We start from the raw sequence: 21,450 nt of genomic DNA on the forward strand, positions 1-21,450 counted from the left end.
ATGTTTATAGATATTCATAGAGCTTTTATATAGAAAAGATGTTAATTTATCTTTCCTTTATAATTTCGGGGGAAATTACAGTTAGATTATTGACGGAGAAAAACAAATCAGAAATCAATTTTTCTCTATCTAAGTGCATCCTCTTCATGTCGAAAAGTCAAATAAAATAATATCCCTACAAATCTCCGAGGTAATTGCATGAAAGCGGTGATTTTGGCTGGTGGTCTTGGTACACGCCTCAGTGAAGAAACTAGTATCAGACCCAAGCCGATGGTTGAGATTGGTGGTAAGCCAATTCTCTGGCACATAATGAAGACTTACTCCGCCCACGGCATTAATGACTTCATAATTTGTTGCGGTTACAAAGGTTACATAATTAAGGAGTATTTTGCTAACTACTTCTTACACATGTCAGATGTTACCTTTGATATGCGATTTAACCAGATGAACGTGCATTCTGGTTATGCAGAACCCTGGCGTGTTACCTTAGTCAATACGGGTGATAATACCATGACAGGTGGACGCTTAAAGCGAATCAGAGAACATCTTGGGAATGATACCTTTTGCTTTACTTATGGTGATGGTGTAAGTAATATTAATATCACCGAGCTAGTGAAGTTTCACAAAGAGCAAAATACATTAGGAACCCTCACTGCGGTTCAACCAGCTGGACGTTTTGGAGCCATTTCTTTGGGATATGAGCAAACTAAAATTACCAGCTTTCGGGAAAAACCTGAAGGTGATGGAGCTTGGATTAATGGCGGTTATTTTGTGTTAGAACCAGAAGTAATCAATTTGATTGCTGATGACTCTACAGTATGGGAGCAAGAGCCATTAGAAAAGCTAGCTGATATGGAACAACTATCTGCTTTTAAACATGATGGTTTTTGGCAACCGATGGATACTTTACGCGATAAAAACTATCTAGAGGGGCTATGGAAAAACAATCAGGCTCCTTGGAAGGCATGGTAGAAAGAAAGTCAGGAGTCAGGAGTCAGGAGTCAGAATTCAGAATTCAGGAGTCAAAAGTCAGGAGTCAGAAGTTAAATGACTAATGACTAATGACTAATGACAAATGACTAATGACAAATAAATTTACTGTAATTTTAAGTGCGATAATACTAATGTATGATTTTGCGATTATAGGTGGGGGAATAGTTGGACTCTCTACAGCATTGGCTTTAGGAAAACGCTATCCCAATGCGCGTATTTTAGTACTAGAAAAAGAGAGCCAATGGGCATTTCACCAAACCGGCAATAATAGCGGGGTAATTCATTCTGGTATTTACTACAAACCAGGGAGTTTCAAAGCTAAATTTTGTCGTGATGGTTCTCGCTCTATGGTAGAGTTTTGCCAAGAGCATGGAATAGAACATGAAGTTTGTGGTAAAGTCATTGTTGCGACAGAAGAACAAGAACTACCACGTCTAGAAAATCTCTACCAACGCGGCTTAGACAATGGTATAGAAGTTAAGAGAATCAGCCCCGAAGAAGTCAGGGAAATTGAACCTCACGTAAAATGCGTAGGTGGGCTTCGGGTATTCTCAACTGGGATTGTTAATTACAAGCAAGTTTGTTTGAAATATGCCCAGCTAATTCAACAACAGGGTGGAGATTTGCATCTCAATACAAAAGTTCTGAAAATCTCGCCAAGTGGTAAAAATCAGGTACTAGAAACAAACAAAGGCAACTTTGCAACCCGCTTTGTAATTAATTGTACGGGATTGCATAGCGATCGCACCGCCAAATTAGGTAAAGTTGAACCTCAAGCCAAAATCGTCCCATTTCGGGGAGAATACTACGAACTCACCCCAGAAAAACGCTATCTCGTCAAGACACTAATTTATCCAGTTCCCAATCCCGATTTTCCCTTCCTGGGTGTCCACTTTACCCGGATGATTGATGGTAGCGTTCACGCAGGGCCAAACGCGGTTCTATCCCTCAAACGCGAAGGTTACAAAAAAACCGACTTTGATTTACGAGATTTTCTTGAAGTCGTCACCTATCCAGGTTTCTGGAAATTGGCAGCCAAACACGCTGATGAAGGCATCCAAGAAATCATTCGTTCCTTTAGTAAAGCAGCCTTCACCAGAAGTTTGCAAAAACTAATTCCCGAAGTCCAAGCAGAAGACTTAGTTCCCACCCACGCAGGAGTTCGCGCTCAAGCCTTAATGAACGACGGCAAACTTGTAGACGACTTTTTGATTGTTTCCGGTCAAAACTCCATCCATGTTTGCAATGCTCCTTCTCCAGCTGCCACATCTTCTCTAGAAATCGGCAAAGCGCTTGTAGCAGAAATTCCCCAACCCTCGCATCTAGATATTGCAGTAACTGCATAGATAACATTGTTATTACTTCCGGGCTGCTGAATAAAAGGATGAATCTTGTATAGTGGGCATCTTTTCCAGCCTGGAAATATAAGAGACGGGTAAGATACCTATCTCACAAGAAAAAAGTGTAGTGCATCAATTAAGAACCGCTATAGAGTGCTGTTACCCAATAGGTAAGTCGGCAAACTATGTAATGACTGTTAGCCGAGTTATATATAGCGTTTCTGGGTTGAGTCCAATGACTTAACCCCCAACCCCTTCCCTACAAGGGAATGGGAGCAAGATTCAAAGCCTCTCTCCTAAGAGGAGAGAGGTTTGGAGAGAGGTCAAATATTGCATACAAACGAAAAATATAGCGGTTCTCTCTTGGATGCAACACCCTTTAGGACGCATATCTGTGCATCCCTACTAAACGAAAAATTTAACTCATCAATACAAAGGTGTTAACCACAATGAAAATATTAGTAACTGGAACAGAAGGCTATCTAGGTTCATTATTACCGCCTCTGTTAATTGAACGTGGACATGAAGTTATCGGTCTAGATACCGGCTTCTATAAAGTTGGTTGGCTATACAACGCTAATGGCGTAACACCTAAAACTCTTAACAAAGATATCCGCAACATCACCCCTGATGATTTGGAAGGTGTTGAAGCAATAGTTCACATGGCGGAACTTTCTAACGACCCAGCCGGACAATTAGCACCCAATATTACCTACGAAATTAATCATATAGGTTCAGTTCGTCTCGCTAGCCTAGCTAAGGCTATGGGTGTGCGTCGGTTTGTATATATGTCTTCGTGCAGTGTCTACGGTGTTGCTACCGCAGGTGATGTTACAGAAGAATCCCCAATTAATCCCCAAACAGCCTACGCAGAGTGCAAAACTCTAGTAGAACGGGATGTCACACCACTAGCTGACGATGATTTCTCTCCCACCTTTATGCGGAATGCCACAGCCTTTGGTGCTTCTCCCAGAATGCGCTTTGATATTGTTTTAAACAACTTAGCTGGGTTGGCATGGACTAGCAAACAAATCAAAATGACCAGTGATGGTACGCCTTGGCGGCCATTAGTCCACGCACTGGATATTTGCAAAGCAATAGTCTGTGCTTTAGAAGCACCACGAGATATTGTACATAACCAAATCTTCAACGTGGGAGACACAGCAAACAACTATCGTGTCAAAGAAATCGCGGAAATTATTGCTGATATTTTCCCAGATTGTAAATTGTCCTTTGGTGACAATGGCTCAGATAACCGCAGCTATCGGGTATCCTTCGAGAAAATCAACACAATTCTCCCCGGATTTAAATGTGATTGGAATGCCCGACTTGGTGCCCAGCAGCTATTTGATTTATTTAGTCAAATAGATATGGCAGAAGACACTTTCTTATTTAGAGGATTTACTCGCTTAAAACAGCTAGAGTATCTAATCCGTACCGAGCAAATTGACAAAGATTTCTTCTGGAATAAAAAGTAGATAGAGTTGCCTATCAGCAAAGAAGAAATAATCCAAGTTTCCGAATCAACAATATTTGGTTCGGACTTATTTCATCCATCAAATTATTTGCAATCAGTGAGTTGAAAAATATGACGAATGCAAAATGTCGTTTCAGTGGTCAACCTCTGCACCAAACCTTTATTGATTTAGGAATGTCACCTTTAGCCAATGCTTATCTGACAGCAGAACAGCTAAATCATGCCGAAAAATTTTATCCACTCCATGCTTATGTCTCTGAAGACACTCTTTTAGTTCAATTAGAACAATTTGAAACTCCCGATCATATTTTTAGCGATTACGCTTACTTTTCTTCTTACTCAGTAAGTTGGCTAAAACACGTCAAAGCTTACACCGATATGATGATAGAGAAATTTGGCTTTAATCATCATAATCAAGTTATTGAGATTGCCAGCAACGATGGCTACCTACTGCAATATTTTGTAGAAAAGGGAATCCCAGTTTTAGGAATAGAACCAGCCGCAAATATAGCTAAGATAGCTCAAGATAGAGGTATTCCTAGTATCAACAAGTTTTTTGGGGTTGAGACTGCCAAAGAACTTGTGATACAAGGAAAACTAGCCGATCTTTTGATAGGCAATAATGTTTTAGCTCATGTACCAGATTTAAATGATTTCATCGCTGGAATGAAACTCATCCTCAAACCGAATGGTATTTTGACGATGGAGTTTCCTCACATTTTGCAATTGATTCAACAAAATCAATTTGATACTATTTATCACGAGCATTTTTCTTACTTCTCATTTCTGACTATCGAAAAGATTTTTGCAGCACACAATTTGCAACTTTTTGATGTGGAAGAATTATCAACTCATGGCGGTTCACTAAGAATTTATGCCAAACATGACGATGCTGATAGTCCTAACATCAGTGACCGAGTTAGCCATCTAAAAGCAAAAGAAATTGCTGCTGGACTGCATCGGATAGAGACTTATATTACATTTGGTGAAAAAGTCAAACAAACAAAGCATAAGCTATTAAATTTCCTTTTGGGTGCAAAAGCAGAGGGGAAATCAATTGTTGGTTATGGCGCACCAGCCAAAGGCAATACATTGCTTAATTACTGTGGGATTGGGAAAGATTTTATCGATTACACAGTCGATTGCAACCCTTACAAACAAGACTTATTTTTGCCTGGGACTCATATTCCCATCTTTGAACCAGACAAAATCCGCGAAACTAAACCAGATTATGTCCTAATTTTACCTTGGAATCTCAAAGAGGAAATTATGGAGCAAATGGCATTTATTGGCGAGTGGGGTGGACAGTTCGTTGTACCAATTCCTGAAGTAAAAATCTATCCGTCTCCTATTCCGGATAGGCTTTTAATAGCGTCGTAATTACTAAATATAACCCAAAAAGCGCCTTTTATTACTATTTTATTGTTTTCAATATGAGCATAGAGAATAGGTAAAAAGTAATTAAAAGGCGTAGTTTTATAAAGCTTTTGTTGTTAAATATCAAAAAATCAACTTAAAAGCAGCTTGTTAATAAACAAGCTGTTGCTAGTAGCCTCTTAACTATAGATTTAAGCTTAATATGAATAAACTCCTGACTATTGCCATACCCACTTATAATCGTGCCAGATTACTTGATAAACAGCTAACATGGTTAGCTCAAGCTATCAAAGGTTTTGAAGATGAATGTGAGATTTTAGTATCTGATAATTGTTCAACAGATAATACTCAAGAGGTAATCCAAAAATGGCAAGCGATACTTAACAATATTACATTTAAATCAAATAAGAATTTAAAGAATTTAGGCGTAGTTAAAAATATTATGTATTGCCTAAAGTCTACAACAACAAAATATGTTTGGACAATTGGCGATGATGACCCAATTCAAGATAGAGCAATTGCTTATGTAATTAGCAAACTCAGACAACACGAAGATTTATCATTATTGTTCCTCAACTTTTCCGGTCGTAACCAAATTACTGGTGAACCAGTTCATCCACCAAAAATAGTTGGAAATCGCTGGTTTGATGTTGATAGTGAAGATGGTAAGGGTGATGGTAAAGCCATATTTGAACATTGTTTTTCAAAAAGTGTCGGTGCAGTCATTTTTCTGACTGCTACAGTCTATCGCACTGACTTAGTAAAACGCGCTCTACAAGATTGGCAAGATGCTGAGAATAACTGGATATCTTTAGCATATTTAGCCGGATATTGTGCTGCTAATGGGAGTGTAATTGTCACTAAAGAGACTTTTTTAGAATGTATTGTTGGTGTCAGTTATTGGCAGAAAGAACCACAATCAGCACTGTTAATGCAATACAAACACATCCCCGAAGTGATTTTGAAATTAGAGCAAAGTGGATATTCTAAACAATTTTGTAGGCGGATGCTTTTGCAGAATGGTAAAGAAGTCAACTTAAAAGTTTTCTTGGGTGCTTTAAGAAGATGGCCGATGTCCGCCATCAAAACAGTAGTTCCATTTTTGGCTTTAGTCAGCTTATGTGCTTTTGATATGATGGTTTCTAAAGAATTTGGTTTAGCAGAATCAAGCGAAATATCTACTGAAGAAGTACGTACCTATAAGCCATAAACTACCTAATTACTAACAACTATATATCAATAAGAGAAGGATTTGCGCCATGTTCGACGCGATTAAACGCAAAATAGCTACACTCTCATCTGACTTTGAATATTACCTAGCTCGTTGGAAGCATAGCAAAAATCTGCCAGCATTAGCAGGAAGCGATCGCAACATCCTTAAGACTCTCAAAAAAGATGGTGTTTGCGTCACCAATTTGGCAGATTTAGGGTTCGACTCTAGCTCCGAACTGCTCAAAGCTGCTCACCATCAATTGCTTCAGATGGAAAATCCCACCAATGAGCATCTAGATGAAAGGTTGCCACAAATTTATACAGTTACAGGTTTACCAGAATTTTATGCCTGGGGGGTAGAGAAAAGGCTACTCAACATCATCGAAAATTATATCGGTCTTCCTATTGCTTTTCATGGTGTACATTTACGCAAAGATTTCAAGAGCAAATATCAGTTTGGGACACTACTATGGCATAGTGATGCAGAAGACCGACGGATTATCAAAATCATTATTTACTTGAATGATGTAGAAGAAAAAACTGGGCCTTTTCAATACATCCCCCGCTCTCTAACTTCCTTATTTAGTTGGAATTATTTTCGACTTTACTACAAACTTTGGAAGTCAGGCTATATGGGTATCGATGATGAACAAGTAAAGCCAGTCATCCCCAAATCAGCTTGGAAATCCTGCCCAGGGCCAGCAGGTACAGTCATTATTGTAGATACGAAAAATGCCTTACATCACGGCACAGTTCGTACAGAAGACCGCTCAACACTATTCTTTTGTTACACCGCTAATCCTCCTGAACGGCCAGACCTCTGCACCCAATACTGGGATGATACTTATCCCAGAGTAGAGTTACAGTCTGCATCAGATGCAGTTAAAGTTTCGAATTAAAAACGTAAATTTAATTAACCGCAGAGGCGCAGAGAACACAGAGAAAGAGAATGAGTTTCACGTAAAGCTAGAAATAAGAGTTTATGTGTCAGTTCAAAAATGCTATAAAAATCAAATTTGTAGGTTTAAAATTGATACAAAATATCTCTCAAACTCTCATATCTCCGTGCCCTCTGCGTCTCTGTGGTTCGTTAAGCAGTTAGCAACAACATTCATCTCAAAGGAAACATAATGATTTTCACCGCAACCGAACTCAAAGACGCATTCATTATTGACTTAGAAGAAAAGCCAGACCACCGTGGTTTTTTTGCTCGGTCTTTCTGCGCTCAAGAATTTGAAGCCCACGGATTAAAGCCAACAGTTGCCCAATGCAACCTGTCTTTTAACTACAAAAAAGGCACTATCCGGGGAATGCACTATCAAATTCTGCCAGCAGCAGAAACAAAATTAATTCGCTGTACTAAAGGCGCTATTTATGACGTAATTATTGATATGCGTCCTGAATCTCCTAGCTTTTTATCACACATTGGGGTTGAACTAACACCAGAAAACCGCCGCGCTTTGTATGTTCCAGAAATGTTTGCTCACGGCTATCAAGCACTGACTGATGAAACTGAAGTGGTATATCAAGTTGGTGAATTTTACACGCCAGGGTATGAGAGAGGTTTACGCTATGATGACCCATTCTTTGCCATTGATTGGCCTCTAGATGTGACTGAAATCTCTGAGAAAGATTTGAGTTGGCCTTTGTTGAGAATGATGACTGTTGGTGGTACTTCTAGATAAAATTAGGGGTATTAAATGGTTCGTGAAATTATTTTTAACGAACCGCATTCGCGCAGCGTCTCGTTAGAGAAGGACGCAAAGAGCGCAAAGTAAAGAAAGAAAGAAATTAGAATTGGTGTAAATACAACTATCAATTACTAATTAAAGTTTAAGATATTAAGTTAATGAAATTAGGTAGAAATAAATGTCAAATAAGATTCTATCTCGTATCGCTAATACTATATCTTTTGTTTCCAAAAAAGTTCAAGCTCGAATTAATTACGCGAAAACATTACAGGTTGTTTCTCTAAAGCCAAAACAACCTTCTAAGGGGAATGTACTTCTTTCTTATCGGATTGAGCCATTCCTCTTAAAACCTGGTCAGCCAATGCCTAATGACCATACTTGGTACTGGGAAGTTTGGCAAATAGCCCAAACTTTTTTAGACTTGGGCTATAACGTTGATGTTATCCAGTTCCACAATGATAAATTCGTTCCGCAAAAGCACTACGCATTTTTCATTGATATCCGTCATCGGATGGAAGCACTTGCACCAAAACTCAATAAAGATTGCATCAAAATTTTCCATGTTGACATTGCAAATATGGTGTTTCGCAATGCAGCCGAATGCAACAGGCTTTTAGAAGTACAACAGCGCAAAGGTGTAACCTTAAAACCACAGAGATTTGAGGTTCCTAACTTGGGAATTGAGTATGCCGATTGTGCTATTGTGTTGGGTAACGATTTCACAACTGATACATTCAAGTATGCCAACAAACCGATGTATCGTATCCCAATTTCTTCACCTGTCGTTTATCCCTATCCTGACAAGAAAGATTTTGAAGCAGTAAGAAAGCGTTTTTTGTGGTTTGGTGGTAGTGCTTTAGTCCTTAAAGGATTAGATTTAGTTTTAGATGCCTTTGCCCAAATGCCGGAATACCATTTAACAGTTTGTGGGCCGGTAAGTAATGACAAAGAATTTGAGCAAGCTTTCTATAAAGAACTGTACGAAACACCTAATATTCACACTTATGGGTGGATTGATGTTAGTAGCCCTGACTTTATAGAGGTTACAAATAACTGTTTAGGGCTGGTTTATCCTTCTGTTTCTGAAGGACAGTCAGGAGCGGTAATTAGTTGCTTACAAGCTGGGCTAATTCCCATTTTAAGCTACGAATCTGGTGTTGATGTTCATGATTTTGGTGTGATTTTTGATAACCTTTCCCTTGAAGAAATTAAAGACAAAGTTAGAAGTATTTCCAATTTGCCTGTTGAAAACTTACAGATGATGTCTCTGAAGGCTTGGGAATATGCAAGAGCAAATCATACCAAAGAAAAGTTTGCCCAAGTTTACAGAAATGTTGTGGAGCAAATTATCGAAAATCACAGCCAGAAAAAACATACTGCTTCCACATCATCTAGCAAACAACCAGTTACTAGCAATCGCTAATTTTAATTCCGATGAAAATGTACTTAATATTTATCTGTAAAAAATCATTAAGTGCAAGTTTATAGAGAATTTGTATCACAACCAACAGTTCCAAAAAGGAGTTTAGTTCATGATTATTATCGATCGCGCCTTACAAGCCCGTGCAGCAGCAGGAAATCCTATCAAAGTGGGAATGATCGGTGCTGGTTTTATGGGTCGAGGAATTGCCAACCAAATTGTCAATTCAGTGCCAGGAATGGAGTTAGTTGCTATCTCCAATCGCAAGATTGATGCAGCTAAACAAGCTTATTCGGAAGCAGGAATTGAAGATATTCAAGTTGTTGCAACTGTCAGCGAATTAGAAGATGCGATCGCAAACGGTAAGTATGCAGTCACAGAAGACGCTAAGTTACTGTGTCGGGCTGAGGGCATCGAGGCCATAATCGAAGTCACAGGTGCAGTGGAATTTGGCGCTCACATCGTAATGGAAGCGATCGCTCATTGCAAGCATGTGATCATGATGAATGCCGAACTCGACGGCACCATTGGCCCAATCCTCAAAGTCTATGCTGACAAAGCAGGTGTGATTCTCAGCGCCTGTGATGGCGATCAGCCAGGGGTGCAAATGAACCTCTACCGCTTTGTAAAAAGCATTGGTTTAACTCCCTTATTGTGCGGTAACATTAAAGGACTCCAAGACCCCTATCGCAATCCCACCACCCAGGAAGGATTTGCTAAACGTTGGGGTCAAAAGCCCCACATGGTGGCTAGCTTCGCTGACGGAACCAAAATTTCCTTTGAGCAAGCGATCGTTGCCAATGCCACAGGGATGAAAGTCGCCAAACGGGGAATGTTGGGATATGACTTCAACGGTTATGTCGAGGAAATGACCCATTTATATGATGTTGAACAACTCAAAGAACTGGGTGGTATTGTCGATTATGTAGTTGGAGCAAAACCAGGCCCAGGCGTATATGTATTTGCCACTCACGACGACCCCAAGCAACGCCACTATCTCAACTTATACAAATTAGGCGAAGGCCCACTTTACAGCTTCTATACTCCTTATCACCTCTGTCATTTTGAAGTTCCCTTGTCTGTAGCGCGTGCTGTCCTCTTCGGTGATGCCGTTATGTCTCCGCTAGCAGGCCCGTTAGTAGATGTTGTCACCACCGCCAAAATCGACCTGAAAGCTGGAGAAACCCTAGATGGCATCGGTTACTACATGACCTACGGACAATGTGAGAATTCCAATATCGTCCAACAGCAAAATCTCCTACCAATTGGTTTAGCTGAAGGATGTCGCCTGAAACGGGATATTAATAAGGATCAAGTTCTCACTTATGAGGATGTAGAATTACCTGAAGGCAGACTCTGCGACCAACTAAGAACTGAGCAAAACAATTATTTCGCCCCAGAAAAAATCTTGGTAGCAGTTGGGTAATATCGATTCCAAAAATATTTGCGACAAATAAATTGGCTGTAGGGGTGTACAGCTGTACGCCCCTTATAACGGATAAGATCCCCCCGCCTGCGGCGACCCCCTTAAAAAGGGGGTGAAAGAATCAGAAAAAGCCCCCCTTTTTAAGGGGGGTTGGGGGGATCTCCGAAGCCCCTACCAACATATTTGTCGCCAGAATTTCGTAAAGAGGATAAGAAGCTATACTGCGGGACACTAAAGTTGTTGATAATAACTTGCTGGGGAGCCTTGAAACAAACCCGATCGAAACTTTAGGTCAAATTCATGAAAATTGCTCTAGTCCATGATTATTTAACCCAGCGAGGTGGGGCAGAGCGTGTATTTGAACTGCTTTGTAAGCGTTATCCTGAAGCAGACATTTTCACATCTCTGTACGATCCTCAAAAAACTATTGATCTAGGCGATCGCATCGTCAACACAACCTTCTTACAAAAAATCCCTGGTGCAGCAAAGTATTTCAGGTCAATGGCTCCTCTATATTTTCCTGCCTTTCGCTCCTTGGATCTGCAAGACTACGATCTAATTATTAGCAGTAGCACCAGTTTTGCCAAAGCAGTACGAAAAAACCCCAACGCCCACCACATTTGCTTTTGCCATAACGTCACCCGTTTCTTATGGGATACAGCAACCTATTTAAGAGAATACGGAGACTATAGATATTTTGCACCTTTAATTGAACAAGTATTTCAAGTAATGAGAAAGGTAGACCTGAAATATGCACAGGAACCTGACCTTTACATTGCTAATTCTAGTGTTGTTGCCCGCCGTATTGAAAATATTTATGGCAAAAAGGCAATGATGGTAAACTATCCAATTGATACTAGTAAATTTGTTTTTTCAGATATAAAAGATGAATATTATCTGGCTTCAGCCCGGATGATTAGCTATAAACGCCTTGATATAATAGTCGAAGCTTTTAACTGGCTAGGATGGCACTTATTAATATCAGGTGACGGGCCAGAACTAGAACGGTTAAAATCTAAAGCATTAAAAAATATTGTGTTCTTGGGACACGTAAGTGATAGAACCCGCAAAGACTTGTTTTCCAAAGCCAAGTCTATTATTGTCGCAGCCTTAGAAGATTACGGGTTAGTTCCAGTAGAGGCAAATGCTAGCGGCACACCAGTTATCGCTTATGGTGCTGGTGGAGTACTAGATACTCAAATACCAGGTGAAACAGGAGTCTTTTTCAAAAGACAAACACCCGAATCTCTACAAATTGCATTACAAGAAGCCAATGGCATCTCTTGGGATTACGATCGCATCCGTAATCATGCAGTAGCAAACTTCTCAGAAAATGCCTTCTTTGGGAAAGTTGAGCAAATTATTAACCAAGCTTGTGGCGGACATCAAATATTCATTTGATTTCGGAATTTCTTGACACTATAAGATTACCTATTTAATTTCTCTCTCCTTCTCGGCGGGTTGTGAAAAATAGGTAGTCTTCGGGGTATCTCTTAGCGTAAGTCTTGAAGACAAGGATAATAAAAGTGGTTCAAACTAGCCTAAATCCTCAAATAAATCCAGCCTCTGAAACTGAACCAAGTTACGGACAATTATTTGCCGTATTTGTGCGAAGATTTCCTTGGTTTTTAGCAGTATTAATTAGTTCTATTGCTATAGCAGGCATCGTAACTTTAAAAACTAAACCAACTTATAAAAGTTCAATGCAACTGCTAGTAGAATCTAACTATCAAGGTAAGAAAGAAGGAGCAGGGGTAGATAGCCAGTTTACTGACTCTAATATTGTCATAGATACAGCAACTCAGCTTAACTTGATGCAGAGTTCTGGACTTATCCAAAAAGCAGTTGATAAACTTCAGTCTGATTATCCAGATATCAGTACAGGTGAAATTAAAGCTTCTTTAGTCTTAACTCAATTGAGAAGTAAAGAGGATAATGTCGCTACAAAAATCTTTCAAGTCGAATACACTGCTGGAGATCCAGAAAAGACACAAAAAGTTCTGGGCGCAATTCGACAAGTTTATCTGGAATATAACAAACAACAGCAGACTTCGCGGTTACAAAAAGGTCTGCAAATTATTAGGGAACAGTTAAGTAAAGCTAGTGAAGAAGTAAACGCATCTGAAACTAATTTACAAAGGTTTCGCAGAAATCAGAACTTAATTGATCCAGAGTCACAGGCCAAAGCGATTGAGACAGCTTTAAATAATATCGCTCAAGAAAGACAGACAACTCGCGCTCAGTATGGCGAAGCCTTAGCACGCCAAAAATCTTTGGAAGAACAACTTAACCGTTCTCCTCAAAATGCTCTAGTTGCTTCTCGCCTGAGTCAGTCTACTCGCTATCAAGGCTTACTGAACGAAATCCAAAAAAGCGAATTGGCACTAGCACAAGAACGCTTACGCTTTACAGATCAGACTCCGAGTGTGCAAAAGCTCAAAGAACAGCTTCAAGGTCAAAAAGAATTATTGCAACAAGAAGTAGGAAGAACTTTAGGCGAAAAGTCTGCTAGTGCATTCACATCTGGAGACTCTCTTCTTGAAAAAGGACAACTTGGGCAAATTGATCTTAGCCTTGCTGGTCAGTTAGTAGAAACGCAGACAACTATAGTTGCTTTAACTGCCCGCGATCAAAGTTTAGCTCAGAAAGAAAACGAGCTACGTTTGGAAATCAAACGTTTCCCGCCTCTTTTGGCTTATTACAATCGGATGCTACCGCAGTTGCAATTTAGTCGTGAAAGGTTAGAGCAGCTTTTAAGAGCAGAACAGCAATTGCGGCAAGAACTTTCCAAGGGTGGTTTTAATTGGGAAGTGGTAGAAGATCCTCAAAAAGGCGCACAATTAGGCCCCAATCTTCAACAGAACTTGCTGTTAGGTGCTGTGGTTGGGTTGATGTTAGGAGGTATTGCTGCCTTTATTCGAGATTCGGCTGATGATGCAGTTCATACCACTGCTGAGTTAGAGAAGCAAATGGCTCTACCTTTGTTGGGAACAACCCCCAAGTTACCGCCAGCTAAACCCAGAGAATCAATGATTAAATTGCCCTTTGGTAAGCCAGAAGTTCTTGCCCCTTGGACAATTCAGGTACTGCAATCTCCACCACGTTGGGAATCGCTGGATCTAATTTACAAAAACATTGAACTTTTAAATACTGTTGCTAACTTAAAATCTTTGATGATTACCTCAGCTTTACCAGATGAGGGTAAGTCAGCTTTGGCGTTAGGTTTAGCGATGAGTGCTGCCCGTTTACACAAAAGGGTATTACTAATTGATGCCAACTTACGCGATCCCAGCCTGCACCACCAACTGAATCTTCCTAATGAACAGGGGCTTTCAACTCTATTGGCGAGTGATGCAAGTCTACCCAGCCAGATTAGTCTTCAATACGCAGGTTCCGCCTACATCGATATTTTGACTGCTGGGCCTAAACCTGCTGACCCAGCTAATCTGTTGAGTTCTCCTCGCATGATGCAATTGATGGCAGCTTTTGAGGAAAACTATGATTTGGTACTCATAGATGCTCCCCCAGTTCTTGGTTTGGTGGATGCCATGCTTACTGCATCATCTTGTCGTAGCGTGGTCATGGTGGCAAGCATTGGTATTGTGACACGAAGCCAGTTGACTCAGGCTACAGCAATGCTAAGTAAGTTAAACCTGATTGGGGTTGTAGCTAACGGAGTATCAAACTCTAGCAGTAATTACGTACCTTATATCAAACAACAGCAATTGGCTCTACGCCAAGCTGTGGAAAAGTAGCTAGTACCGCGAGATGTTAGATCCCCGACTTCTTAGAGAAGTCGGGGATCTAATTAGTTTAATTACAACACATGGTAGGGTAGCACATCTGTGATGCCCTACTTTTTAATGAACAAAATTTAATTTTATTGCTATCAGGAAAATTTTCGTATATTTATGCGATCTTTATGGGTTTTCAGAGAAATTACTGGCTCTTTAAAGAGTAAATAAAGAATTTATTTGAGCGATCGCTATTTCTAGATAGTCTTATATTCTAGAGATTAAAGCACCTTCAGAAAGGCTAGAAGACAAGAGTGGACTGGTTTTGTTAAATATATCGACACAATAAACACCTCAGTACAATTAAACGTAGATATGGATTTATGGGTAATTTCCCTCTACATATTTCTACTTTCAGTAGTTACCGGAAAATACCGATTGCCCATGAATATTGATAGTAACGTTGATTTGTAAACCTCTACACCAGCATAATCCTGGACAATATGTGCTTGACTGAGTGGCAAATAGCAATAACATATTTTTGCCCTCAATTATCTCCAACTTTTTGGACTTACAACAAGATTCGGATTTGGGTCTTTGGCATTGATAGCCTTTGATAACGCCTCAGTAATTCACTCCTGTATAAACCCAAAGACATTATGACAGCTTCAATAATTCCATCTCTAGAGAATTTATATGATGTAACCCAGGAACACCAAGATAATCGTGGGTACTGCACACTCCTGTGGCGGCGGGGTCAGTTGTTGGTGAAGCAGCCTGGACAAGTGAAACAACCATATCTGCCTGCATTAGATAGTAAGCGATCGCTAGTAGAATGCTTACAACATTCTCCAGTAAGTTTGGTAAGCATAGATCCAAAGCTGGGTGAGACTTTGCTGAAGTTTTGGGCAGATGCGTGTCAAGAAGCTCAAAAACCAATATTCCTAAGCATACCTGCTGGCAATAAACCTTCTAATCAACCCTGGAGACAATTGCAGCGATTAATTGATTGGATTGCTGCTTTAGTATTGCTGGTATTAGTAAGTCCAGTCATGCTGGGATTGATGGCATTAATGCAGGTTTACTCACCAGGATCGCTTTTTTGTCGTGAATGGCGTGTTGGAGAACGGGGTAAACTCTTTCAAGCAATGAAGTTTTGCACGCCCAACATCACACCGCTAGGGCGTTGGATAGGTAAATACAATCTCAACAATCTCCCACAGTTATTTAACGTGCTGCGGGGTGACATGAGTTTGACTGGTGGTGGATCTCATTGCTGGACTTTGGAAGATGCAGTACAGCTAAATAAACTACCAGACATTAAAGCTTCCTGGGAAGTAGAGGCATCTCACCTGTTACATCTAGATAGCCAAACACTGTAATTCATCTGTGCGGTAATTGATGATTTCATCTACCGCACTGAGGCTAACACAAAAATTACTTACATTGCATCTATAGCGGTCTCTCTACCTTGCCAAACTATTATTATAAAATCGATGAATTCTCAACTTCCTCAAAAATTCCGTAGTCTGCTCAAAGCTTCCAGGTTTTGGCAAGACAATTATTTAATCTTGCGAGAATTTAAACACTTTCGCAAAATAGTAATTTTAGCTCTAACATTCTCGATTTTAGCAGCAACTTTTGAAGGAGTAAGTATTGGTTTTTTACTCTCCTTCTTGCAAAGCTTAACTAGCCCAAATGCTCAACCTGTCCAAACAGGAATAGAATGGTTTGATACTTTAATTTTAGGATCTAAGTCATCATCAATTAACCGCCTATACCGCATATCTTCACTGATATTATTAAGTACTTGGTTACGTGTTGCCTTCAATTATTTTGGACTAGTTTATACTGAACTATCCCAACTGCATTTTGGCGATCGCTTACGCAAGCAAATTTTTGAACAATTACAATCCTTATCGTTAAGTTACTTTGCCAAAACTCGTTCTGGTGAACTAATTAACACAATAACCACAGAAATAGAAAGAATTAGACAGGGTTTCAGTGGTGCAGCCTTTTTAGTAACTAGAGGCATAACAACTCTTGTCTACTTAATCTCAATGTTTTTGATATCATGGCAACTAACTGTAATTTCAGCATTACTATTTACACTGTTAGGTGTAGGGTTATCTAATCTGAATGCCAGAGTTAGAGAATCCAGTTTTGGCATGACAACTGCTAATGCTAACTTTACATCAACAGCCATAGAATTTATTAATGGTATTCGCACTGTCCATTCTTGTGGTACTCAAGAATTTGAACGCCAGCGTTACTATAAAGCTAGCGATAAGGTGGTGAGTTCTACAACTAAAGTTGTATTCACTTGGACACTTGTCAAACCAATTGCCGAAGGAGCAGCTACTACGGTGTTGGTGGGAATGATTGTTTTGGCATTCACTAGCCTGGTTAGTAATGGAACGCTACAAGTCGCTTCTTTGTTAACATTTTTCTTTGTACTATTTCGCTTTGTCCCGTTTGTTCAAGATATTAATGGCACGCGGGCATTTCTCAGTACCTTACACGGTTCAGCAGACAATATTAAAAATCTGTTAAAAAGTGAGGATAAATATTATTTTAAGAATGGAAAGCTTGAATTTAAAGCTTTAGAAAGGGCAATAAATTTAGTATCTGTAGATTTCGGTTACGATGACCAAAACATAGTGCTACATAACATTACCCTAACCATTGAGAAGGGTAAAATGACTGCACTAGTTGGAGCCTCTGGTGCTGGTAAAACAACTCTAGCTGATTTAATCCCTCGCTTTTATAATGCTACAGAGGGAAATGTTTATCTCGATGAAGTTGATATAAGACTGTTTGAAATTAACTCTCTACGTCGTCAAATAGCTGTCGTCAGTCAAGATACATTTATTTTCAATACTGATGTTTGGCAAAATATTGCTTATGGGACTCCACAAGCCACTAATGAGCAAATTCAAGAAGCTGCTAAATTAGCAAATGCGCTGGAATTTATTTTAGAAATGCCCGAAGGTTTTAATACCCAATTGGGAGATCGGGGTGTTAGATTATCTGGAGGACAAAGACAGCGAATTGCGATCGCACGGGCACTATTACGGAACCCAGAAATTTTGATTTTGGATGAAGCAACTAGCGCCTTAGATTCTGTATCAGAGCGCTTAATTCAAGATTCATTAGAAAAGCTATCTGTGGGTAGAACAGTAATTGCGATCGCTCACCGTCTTTCTACTATTGCGAAAGCAGATAAAGTCGTAGTACTAGAAGCAGGGCGGATAGTAGAACAAGGTAAGTATCAAGAATTACTCGCACGCCAAGGCAAGCTGTGGGAATATCACCAGATGCAATACTATAATTCGTAATTCGTAGTTCATAATTCGTAATTTATATTTAGTAAATTACGAATTCATTTCTCTACTCAGTTATTGATAATTTTAACAAGGAAAAATAAATGGTAAATATAGGCTACCACACTGCTAAAATTCAGGGTAAATTTAATCGTTCTCTATATAAAGCAGCCATTTCTCAGATTGTAAACATCCCGATAAAGCAAACTCGGCAAGTTCCGGTAAGTATCTATGCCTTATCATGCGAACGCGATCTACCAGAACAAGTGGCAAGTATTCGCTCATTCATTCGTCATGTCGGCATTCCAGAGACATTTACTGTAGTTTCCGATGGTAGTTATACTAATTCTAGTTGTAATTTACTCCGCCGTATCCATCCCTGCGTTCAGGTAATACTTTTACAAAACTTCCTGAGAACAGATTTACCTCAATGTGTTCTTGATTATGCCCAACTGCATCCAATGGGCAGAAAGTTGTCGGCATTGATGTCGATTCCTGTTAATGGTACTACGATTTACACTGATTCGGATATTTTATTTTTTCCTGGCGGGATTGACTTAATTGATTTGAGTAAGTCGGACGAAAAATACTCTCTTTATCTACCTGATTGTTCGATGTCGCTTGACGAGCGAATTATTTATGATGAGTCTGAAAAATTGAATCCTGTAAATGGTGGATTTATATTATTTAGGCATGAATTTGACTGGAGTTTTGCTATCGAACGTTTAGCAAATCTTCAAGAAATTCCTAGTTATTTTACTGAGCAAACAATTGTACATTTGACCATGCACCACAATCATGGTAAACCTCTATGCTCAAATAAATATGTTCTCAATGTAGAAGATCAGTTTATTTATCCAGATAAATCTGCAAGTAAAAACATTGCTCTCAGACATTATGTGAGTGATGTTAGACACAAGCTTTGGTTTAATGTTGGCATATAAGTTGATGAAGATAAGCCTCTATTGATATGAGGAATGTAATTAATAGTAACGTAAAGACAGATGGTGATTAATGCTTAACTCAATCAATGAAGCCAAACAAGATAATAAACACTTGCATAGAGGGCTTTTTGAAGAAGACCTGATTTATCAATGCTCCAATTTTGATGTAGGTGAGGGCGGAGGTGTTGAAACTTATTTAGCTTCTCTGTTTGAACATCGACCACCTGAAGTTAGCGATCGCGTGATAAAATCGCTCAAGGGAGTTGACCAAAGCCAATTCAAGCTGCTGCACATCCACAGCCCAGATTTACTATTGCAGCTTACAGGCGAATGTCCCACTGTCTTTAGTGTTCATAATCACTCATTGTACTGTCCTAGTGGCACAAAGTATTTAGCAGGGCAACGGACAATCTGCGATCGCAACTTTTCTTACTTAGGTTGTACTTGGGGTAAGTTAGTAGATAAATGTGGTAGCCGTAGACCGTTAAGAACTCTTAAAGAACTTCAAATTACTCATCAGTTATTAGATACCTTAAAAAAGGTAAAAATTACTTTTGTCGCTAATAGCGAATACGTGCGTCAAGAGTTGATTAAAAACGGTGTACCTTCTGAGCAAACTGTAACGCTACACTGTGGTATCTCTGTACCGCAAATAAAGACCGCTCCCCTGAGCTTAGAAGTTCATCAAAATCATAGAATTTTATTTGTTGGCCGCATTGTTTCTGATAAAGGTCTGGAATGGCTGCTTAAAACCTTAATACATACAAATCCGCAAATTCAACTTGATATTGCAGGAGAAGGTTGGGAACGGCCCCGGTTAGAAAAGTTAGCAAACACACTCGGATTAAGTAATCGGATCACTTGGCATGGTTGGTGCGATGCTGACAAGATCAATCAACTTTATCAACAGTGTTTTGCAGTCATCTTTCCTAGTGTCTGGCCTGAACCTGCCGGTCTTGTAACACTAGAAGCATACTCTAATTATCGACCTGTAATTGGTAGTGCAGTGGGAGGGATTCCAGAACATTTACGAGATGGAGAAACAGGTATTCTTGTTCCAGGTAATGATATCAAAAAGCTAGTTGATGCTATTCATTATTTGGATGAAGATTATCAAAAAAGTCGGCAGATGGGCGAACAAGGTCATGCTTTGTTGATGAAAGAATTTACAATGGCTGCTCATGTAAATAATCTGCGAACAATTTATGAAAAAACAATAGCTGACTTCCCTTCGAGAACGAAAAAATTATATAGTATTTCTCAAGTGAAATAAGCTTAGTTTGCTCCAAAGGTGCATCTTTTATCTATCTATTAAATATAAAGGAAAAAAATATGTCATTATCTCAAGAATGCCAACAGCCTTTAGTCAGCGTTATTATCCCTACCTATAACCGACCAGACTATCTCAAGCAAGCGATCGCTAGTGCTATTAAACAGACTTATCAAAATATCGAAATTATTGTTTCAGATAATTGCAGTCCAGAAAATCCTCAAGCACTTGTGGCATCTTTTGGTGACTCACGCATCAGATTTTGGCGACATCAACAAAATGTAGGTATGCTTGCTAATCAGCAGCATGGGTTCAAGATGGCACGAGGTAAATATGTTGCTAGTCTTCATGATGATGATATATGGAATGAAGACTTTCTAGCAAAGCTTGTACCAGTTCTCGAAGCAAATCCTGAGTTAATTCTCGCTTTTTGTGACCAATATATCATAGATGCAAATGGCATAATTGATAATGCTGGGACTGAAAAAAATACACGCGGTTATCAGCGAGATCAACTCAAAGAAGGAATTTATCAACCTTTCTATAAAGTTGGATTGGTAGATAAAAGTATCCCTACTGCTGCATCTTGTTTGATTCGCAATAATCTGGTTGATTGGGATAGTATTCCTCCAGAAGTTGGCGGAATGTGGGATTTATATTTAACTTACCTGTGTTGTATATCGGGTTATGGCGCTTACTACTATCCAGAAAGACTGACGCGATATCGCGCTCATGAGCAAACTGATACTATGCTCAGTGGTAGTCGAGATGTGCAGGCAAAAATCCGCAAAGCTAAAAGCGAAATGTTCTGTTATCAAGTCTTTATGGAAGATGCTCGGTTACAGAAATTTAGAACGCACTTTCAACAGAAATGGTTAGAGGCTAATACAACTTTGGGTATTGGTTTGCTGCGAAGTAAACAGATAGCAGTAGCACGTCCTTATTTTTGGCAGGCGCTGACTAAACAAAAATTTAATGCGCGAACTTTAGTAGCGCTAAGTCTTAGCTTTACTCCGCAATTTTTGGCAAATAAATTAATAGAGTTGTCGAAATAGTAGGGTTTTGTAGGGGCAATTCATGAATTGCCCTTATCTGAAAATTTTTGTTTGTGTAAATGCTATTTTTTAACGAACCGCAAAGGCGCAAAGAACACGAAGTAAGAAAAGAAAATTATTTGACAATACGGTTAAGTTAAGGCTAAAACTCTTTGTCAAAGTCATTTTTTACGAACCACAGAGACGCA

At 39.4% G+C, this 21,450-nt stretch carries 16 protein-coding genes; all 16 read left to right on the forward strand.

Annotated elements, in window-relative coordinates:
- Positions 1-198 precede the first annotated feature (198 nt).
- The 16 genes from rfbF (at position 199) to GJB62_RS27600 (ending at position 21,262) form a co-directional block, all read left to right on the forward strand.
- Positions 199-972, forward strand: a complete 774-nt coding sequence (gene rfbF, locus GJB62_RS27525; protein WP_114082321.1) for a glucose-1-phosphate cytidylyltransferase — start codon at positions 199-201, stop codon at positions 970-972.
- Positions 973-1,124: 152 nt separating this feature from the next.
- A complete protein-coding gene (lhgO, locus tag GJB62_RS27530) occupies positions 1,125-2,339 on the forward strand; it encodes an L-2-hydroxyglutarate oxidase (protein ID WP_012407826.1) in 1,215 nt (404 codons plus the stop codon).
- A 443-nt stretch (positions 2,340-2,782) separates the two neighbouring features.
- The gene (locus GJB62_RS27535) at positions 2,783-3,811 is read left to right on the forward strand and encodes an SDR family oxidoreductase (RefSeq protein ID WP_114082320.1); all 1,029 of its coding nucleotides are present in this window, start codon (positions 2,783-2,785) and stop codon (positions 3,809-3,811) included.
- A gap of 110 nt (positions 3,812-3,921) precedes the next feature.
- Complete coding sequence (locus GJB62_RS27540) at positions 3,922-5,190, forward strand: class I SAM-dependent methyltransferase (RefSeq protein ID WP_114082319.1); 1,269 nt, start codon at positions 3,922-3,924, stop codon at positions 5,188-5,190.
- Between the two features lie 199 nt (positions 5,191-5,389).
- Complete coding sequence (locus GJB62_RS27545; protein WP_114082318.1) at positions 5,390-6,397, forward strand: glycosyltransferase family 2 protein; 1,008 nt, start codon at positions 5,390-5,392, stop codon at positions 6,395-6,397.
- Positions 6,398-6,446: 49 nt separating this feature from the next.
- Positions 6,447-7,298 carry a phytanoyl-CoA dioxygenase gene (locus tag GJB62_RS27550; protein WP_114082317.1) on the forward strand — a complete coding sequence of 284 codons (852 nt, stop codon included), beginning with the start codon at positions 6,447-6,449 and terminating at the stop codon, positions 7,296-7,298.
- Positions 7,299-7,529: 231 nt separating this feature from the next.
- The gene (gene rfbC / locus GJB62_RS27555; RefSeq protein ID WP_114082315.1) at positions 7,530-8,084 is read left to right on the forward strand and encodes a dTDP-4-dehydrorhamnose 3,5-epimerase; all 555 of its coding nucleotides are present in this window, start codon (positions 7,530-7,532) and stop codon (positions 8,082-8,084) included.
- Between the two features lie 184 nt (positions 8,085-8,268).
- Complete coding sequence (locus tag GJB62_RS27560) at positions 8,269-9,513, forward strand: glycosyltransferase (RefSeq protein WP_114082314.1); 1,245 nt, start codon at positions 8,269-8,271, stop codon at positions 9,511-9,513.
- A gap of 109 nt (positions 9,514-9,622) precedes the next feature.
- On the forward strand, positions 9,623-10,936 hold the full coding sequence (locus GJB62_RS27565) for a Gfo/Idh/MocA family oxidoreductase (RefSeq protein ID WP_114082313.1): 1,314 nt from the start codon (positions 9,623-9,625) through the stop codon (positions 10,934-10,936).
- Positions 10,937-11,236: 300 nt separating this feature from the next.
- A complete protein-coding gene (locus GJB62_RS27570; protein WP_114082312.1) occupies positions 11,237-12,337 on the forward strand; it encodes a glycosyltransferase in 1,101 nt (366 codons plus the stop codon).
- Positions 12,338-12,462: 125 nt separating this feature from the next.
- On the forward strand, positions 12,463-14,691 hold the full coding sequence (locus tag GJB62_RS27575; RefSeq protein WP_114082311.1) for a polysaccharide biosynthesis tyrosine autokinase: 2,229 nt from the start codon (positions 12,463-12,465) through the stop codon (positions 14,689-14,691).
- A gap of 638 nt (positions 14,692-15,329) precedes the next feature.
- Positions 15,330-16,052, forward strand: a complete 723-nt coding sequence (gene hepC / locus GJB62_RS27580) for a heterocyst development glycosyltransferase HepC (protein ID WP_114082310.1) — start codon at positions 15,330-15,332, stop codon at positions 16,050-16,052.
- Between the two features lie 114 nt (positions 16,053-16,166).
- Positions 16,167-18,008, forward strand: a complete 1,842-nt coding sequence (hepA, locus tag GJB62_RS27585) for a heterocyst formation ABC transporter subunit HepA (RefSeq protein ID WP_114082309.1) — start codon at positions 16,167-16,169, stop codon at positions 18,006-18,008.
- A gap of 89 nt (positions 18,009-18,097) precedes the next feature.
- Complete coding sequence (locus tag GJB62_RS27590; protein ID WP_114082308.1) at positions 18,098-18,937, forward strand: hypothetical protein; 840 nt, start codon at positions 18,098-18,100, stop codon at positions 18,935-18,937.
- A 70-nt stretch (positions 18,938-19,007) separates the two neighbouring features.
- On the forward strand, positions 19,008-20,210 hold the full coding sequence (locus tag GJB62_RS27595) for a glycosyltransferase family 4 protein (RefSeq protein WP_181852848.1): 1,203 nt from the start codon (positions 19,008-19,010) through the stop codon (positions 20,208-20,210).
- A 59-nt stretch (positions 20,211-20,269) separates the two neighbouring features.
- Positions 20,270-21,262: a glycosyltransferase family 2 protein gene (locus GJB62_RS27600; protein WP_114082307.1), complete on the forward strand. Its 993-nt coding sequence runs from the start codon at positions 20,270-20,272 to the stop codon at positions 21,260-21,262.
- Positions 21,263-21,450: the final 188 nt, after the last annotated feature.

This window comes from Nostoc sp. ATCC 53789, from assembly GCF_009873495.1.
In the GTDB taxonomy this organism is placed as follows: Bacteria; Cyanobacteriota; Cyanobacteriia; order Cyanobacteriales; family Nostocaceae; genus Nostoc; species Nostoc muscorum_A.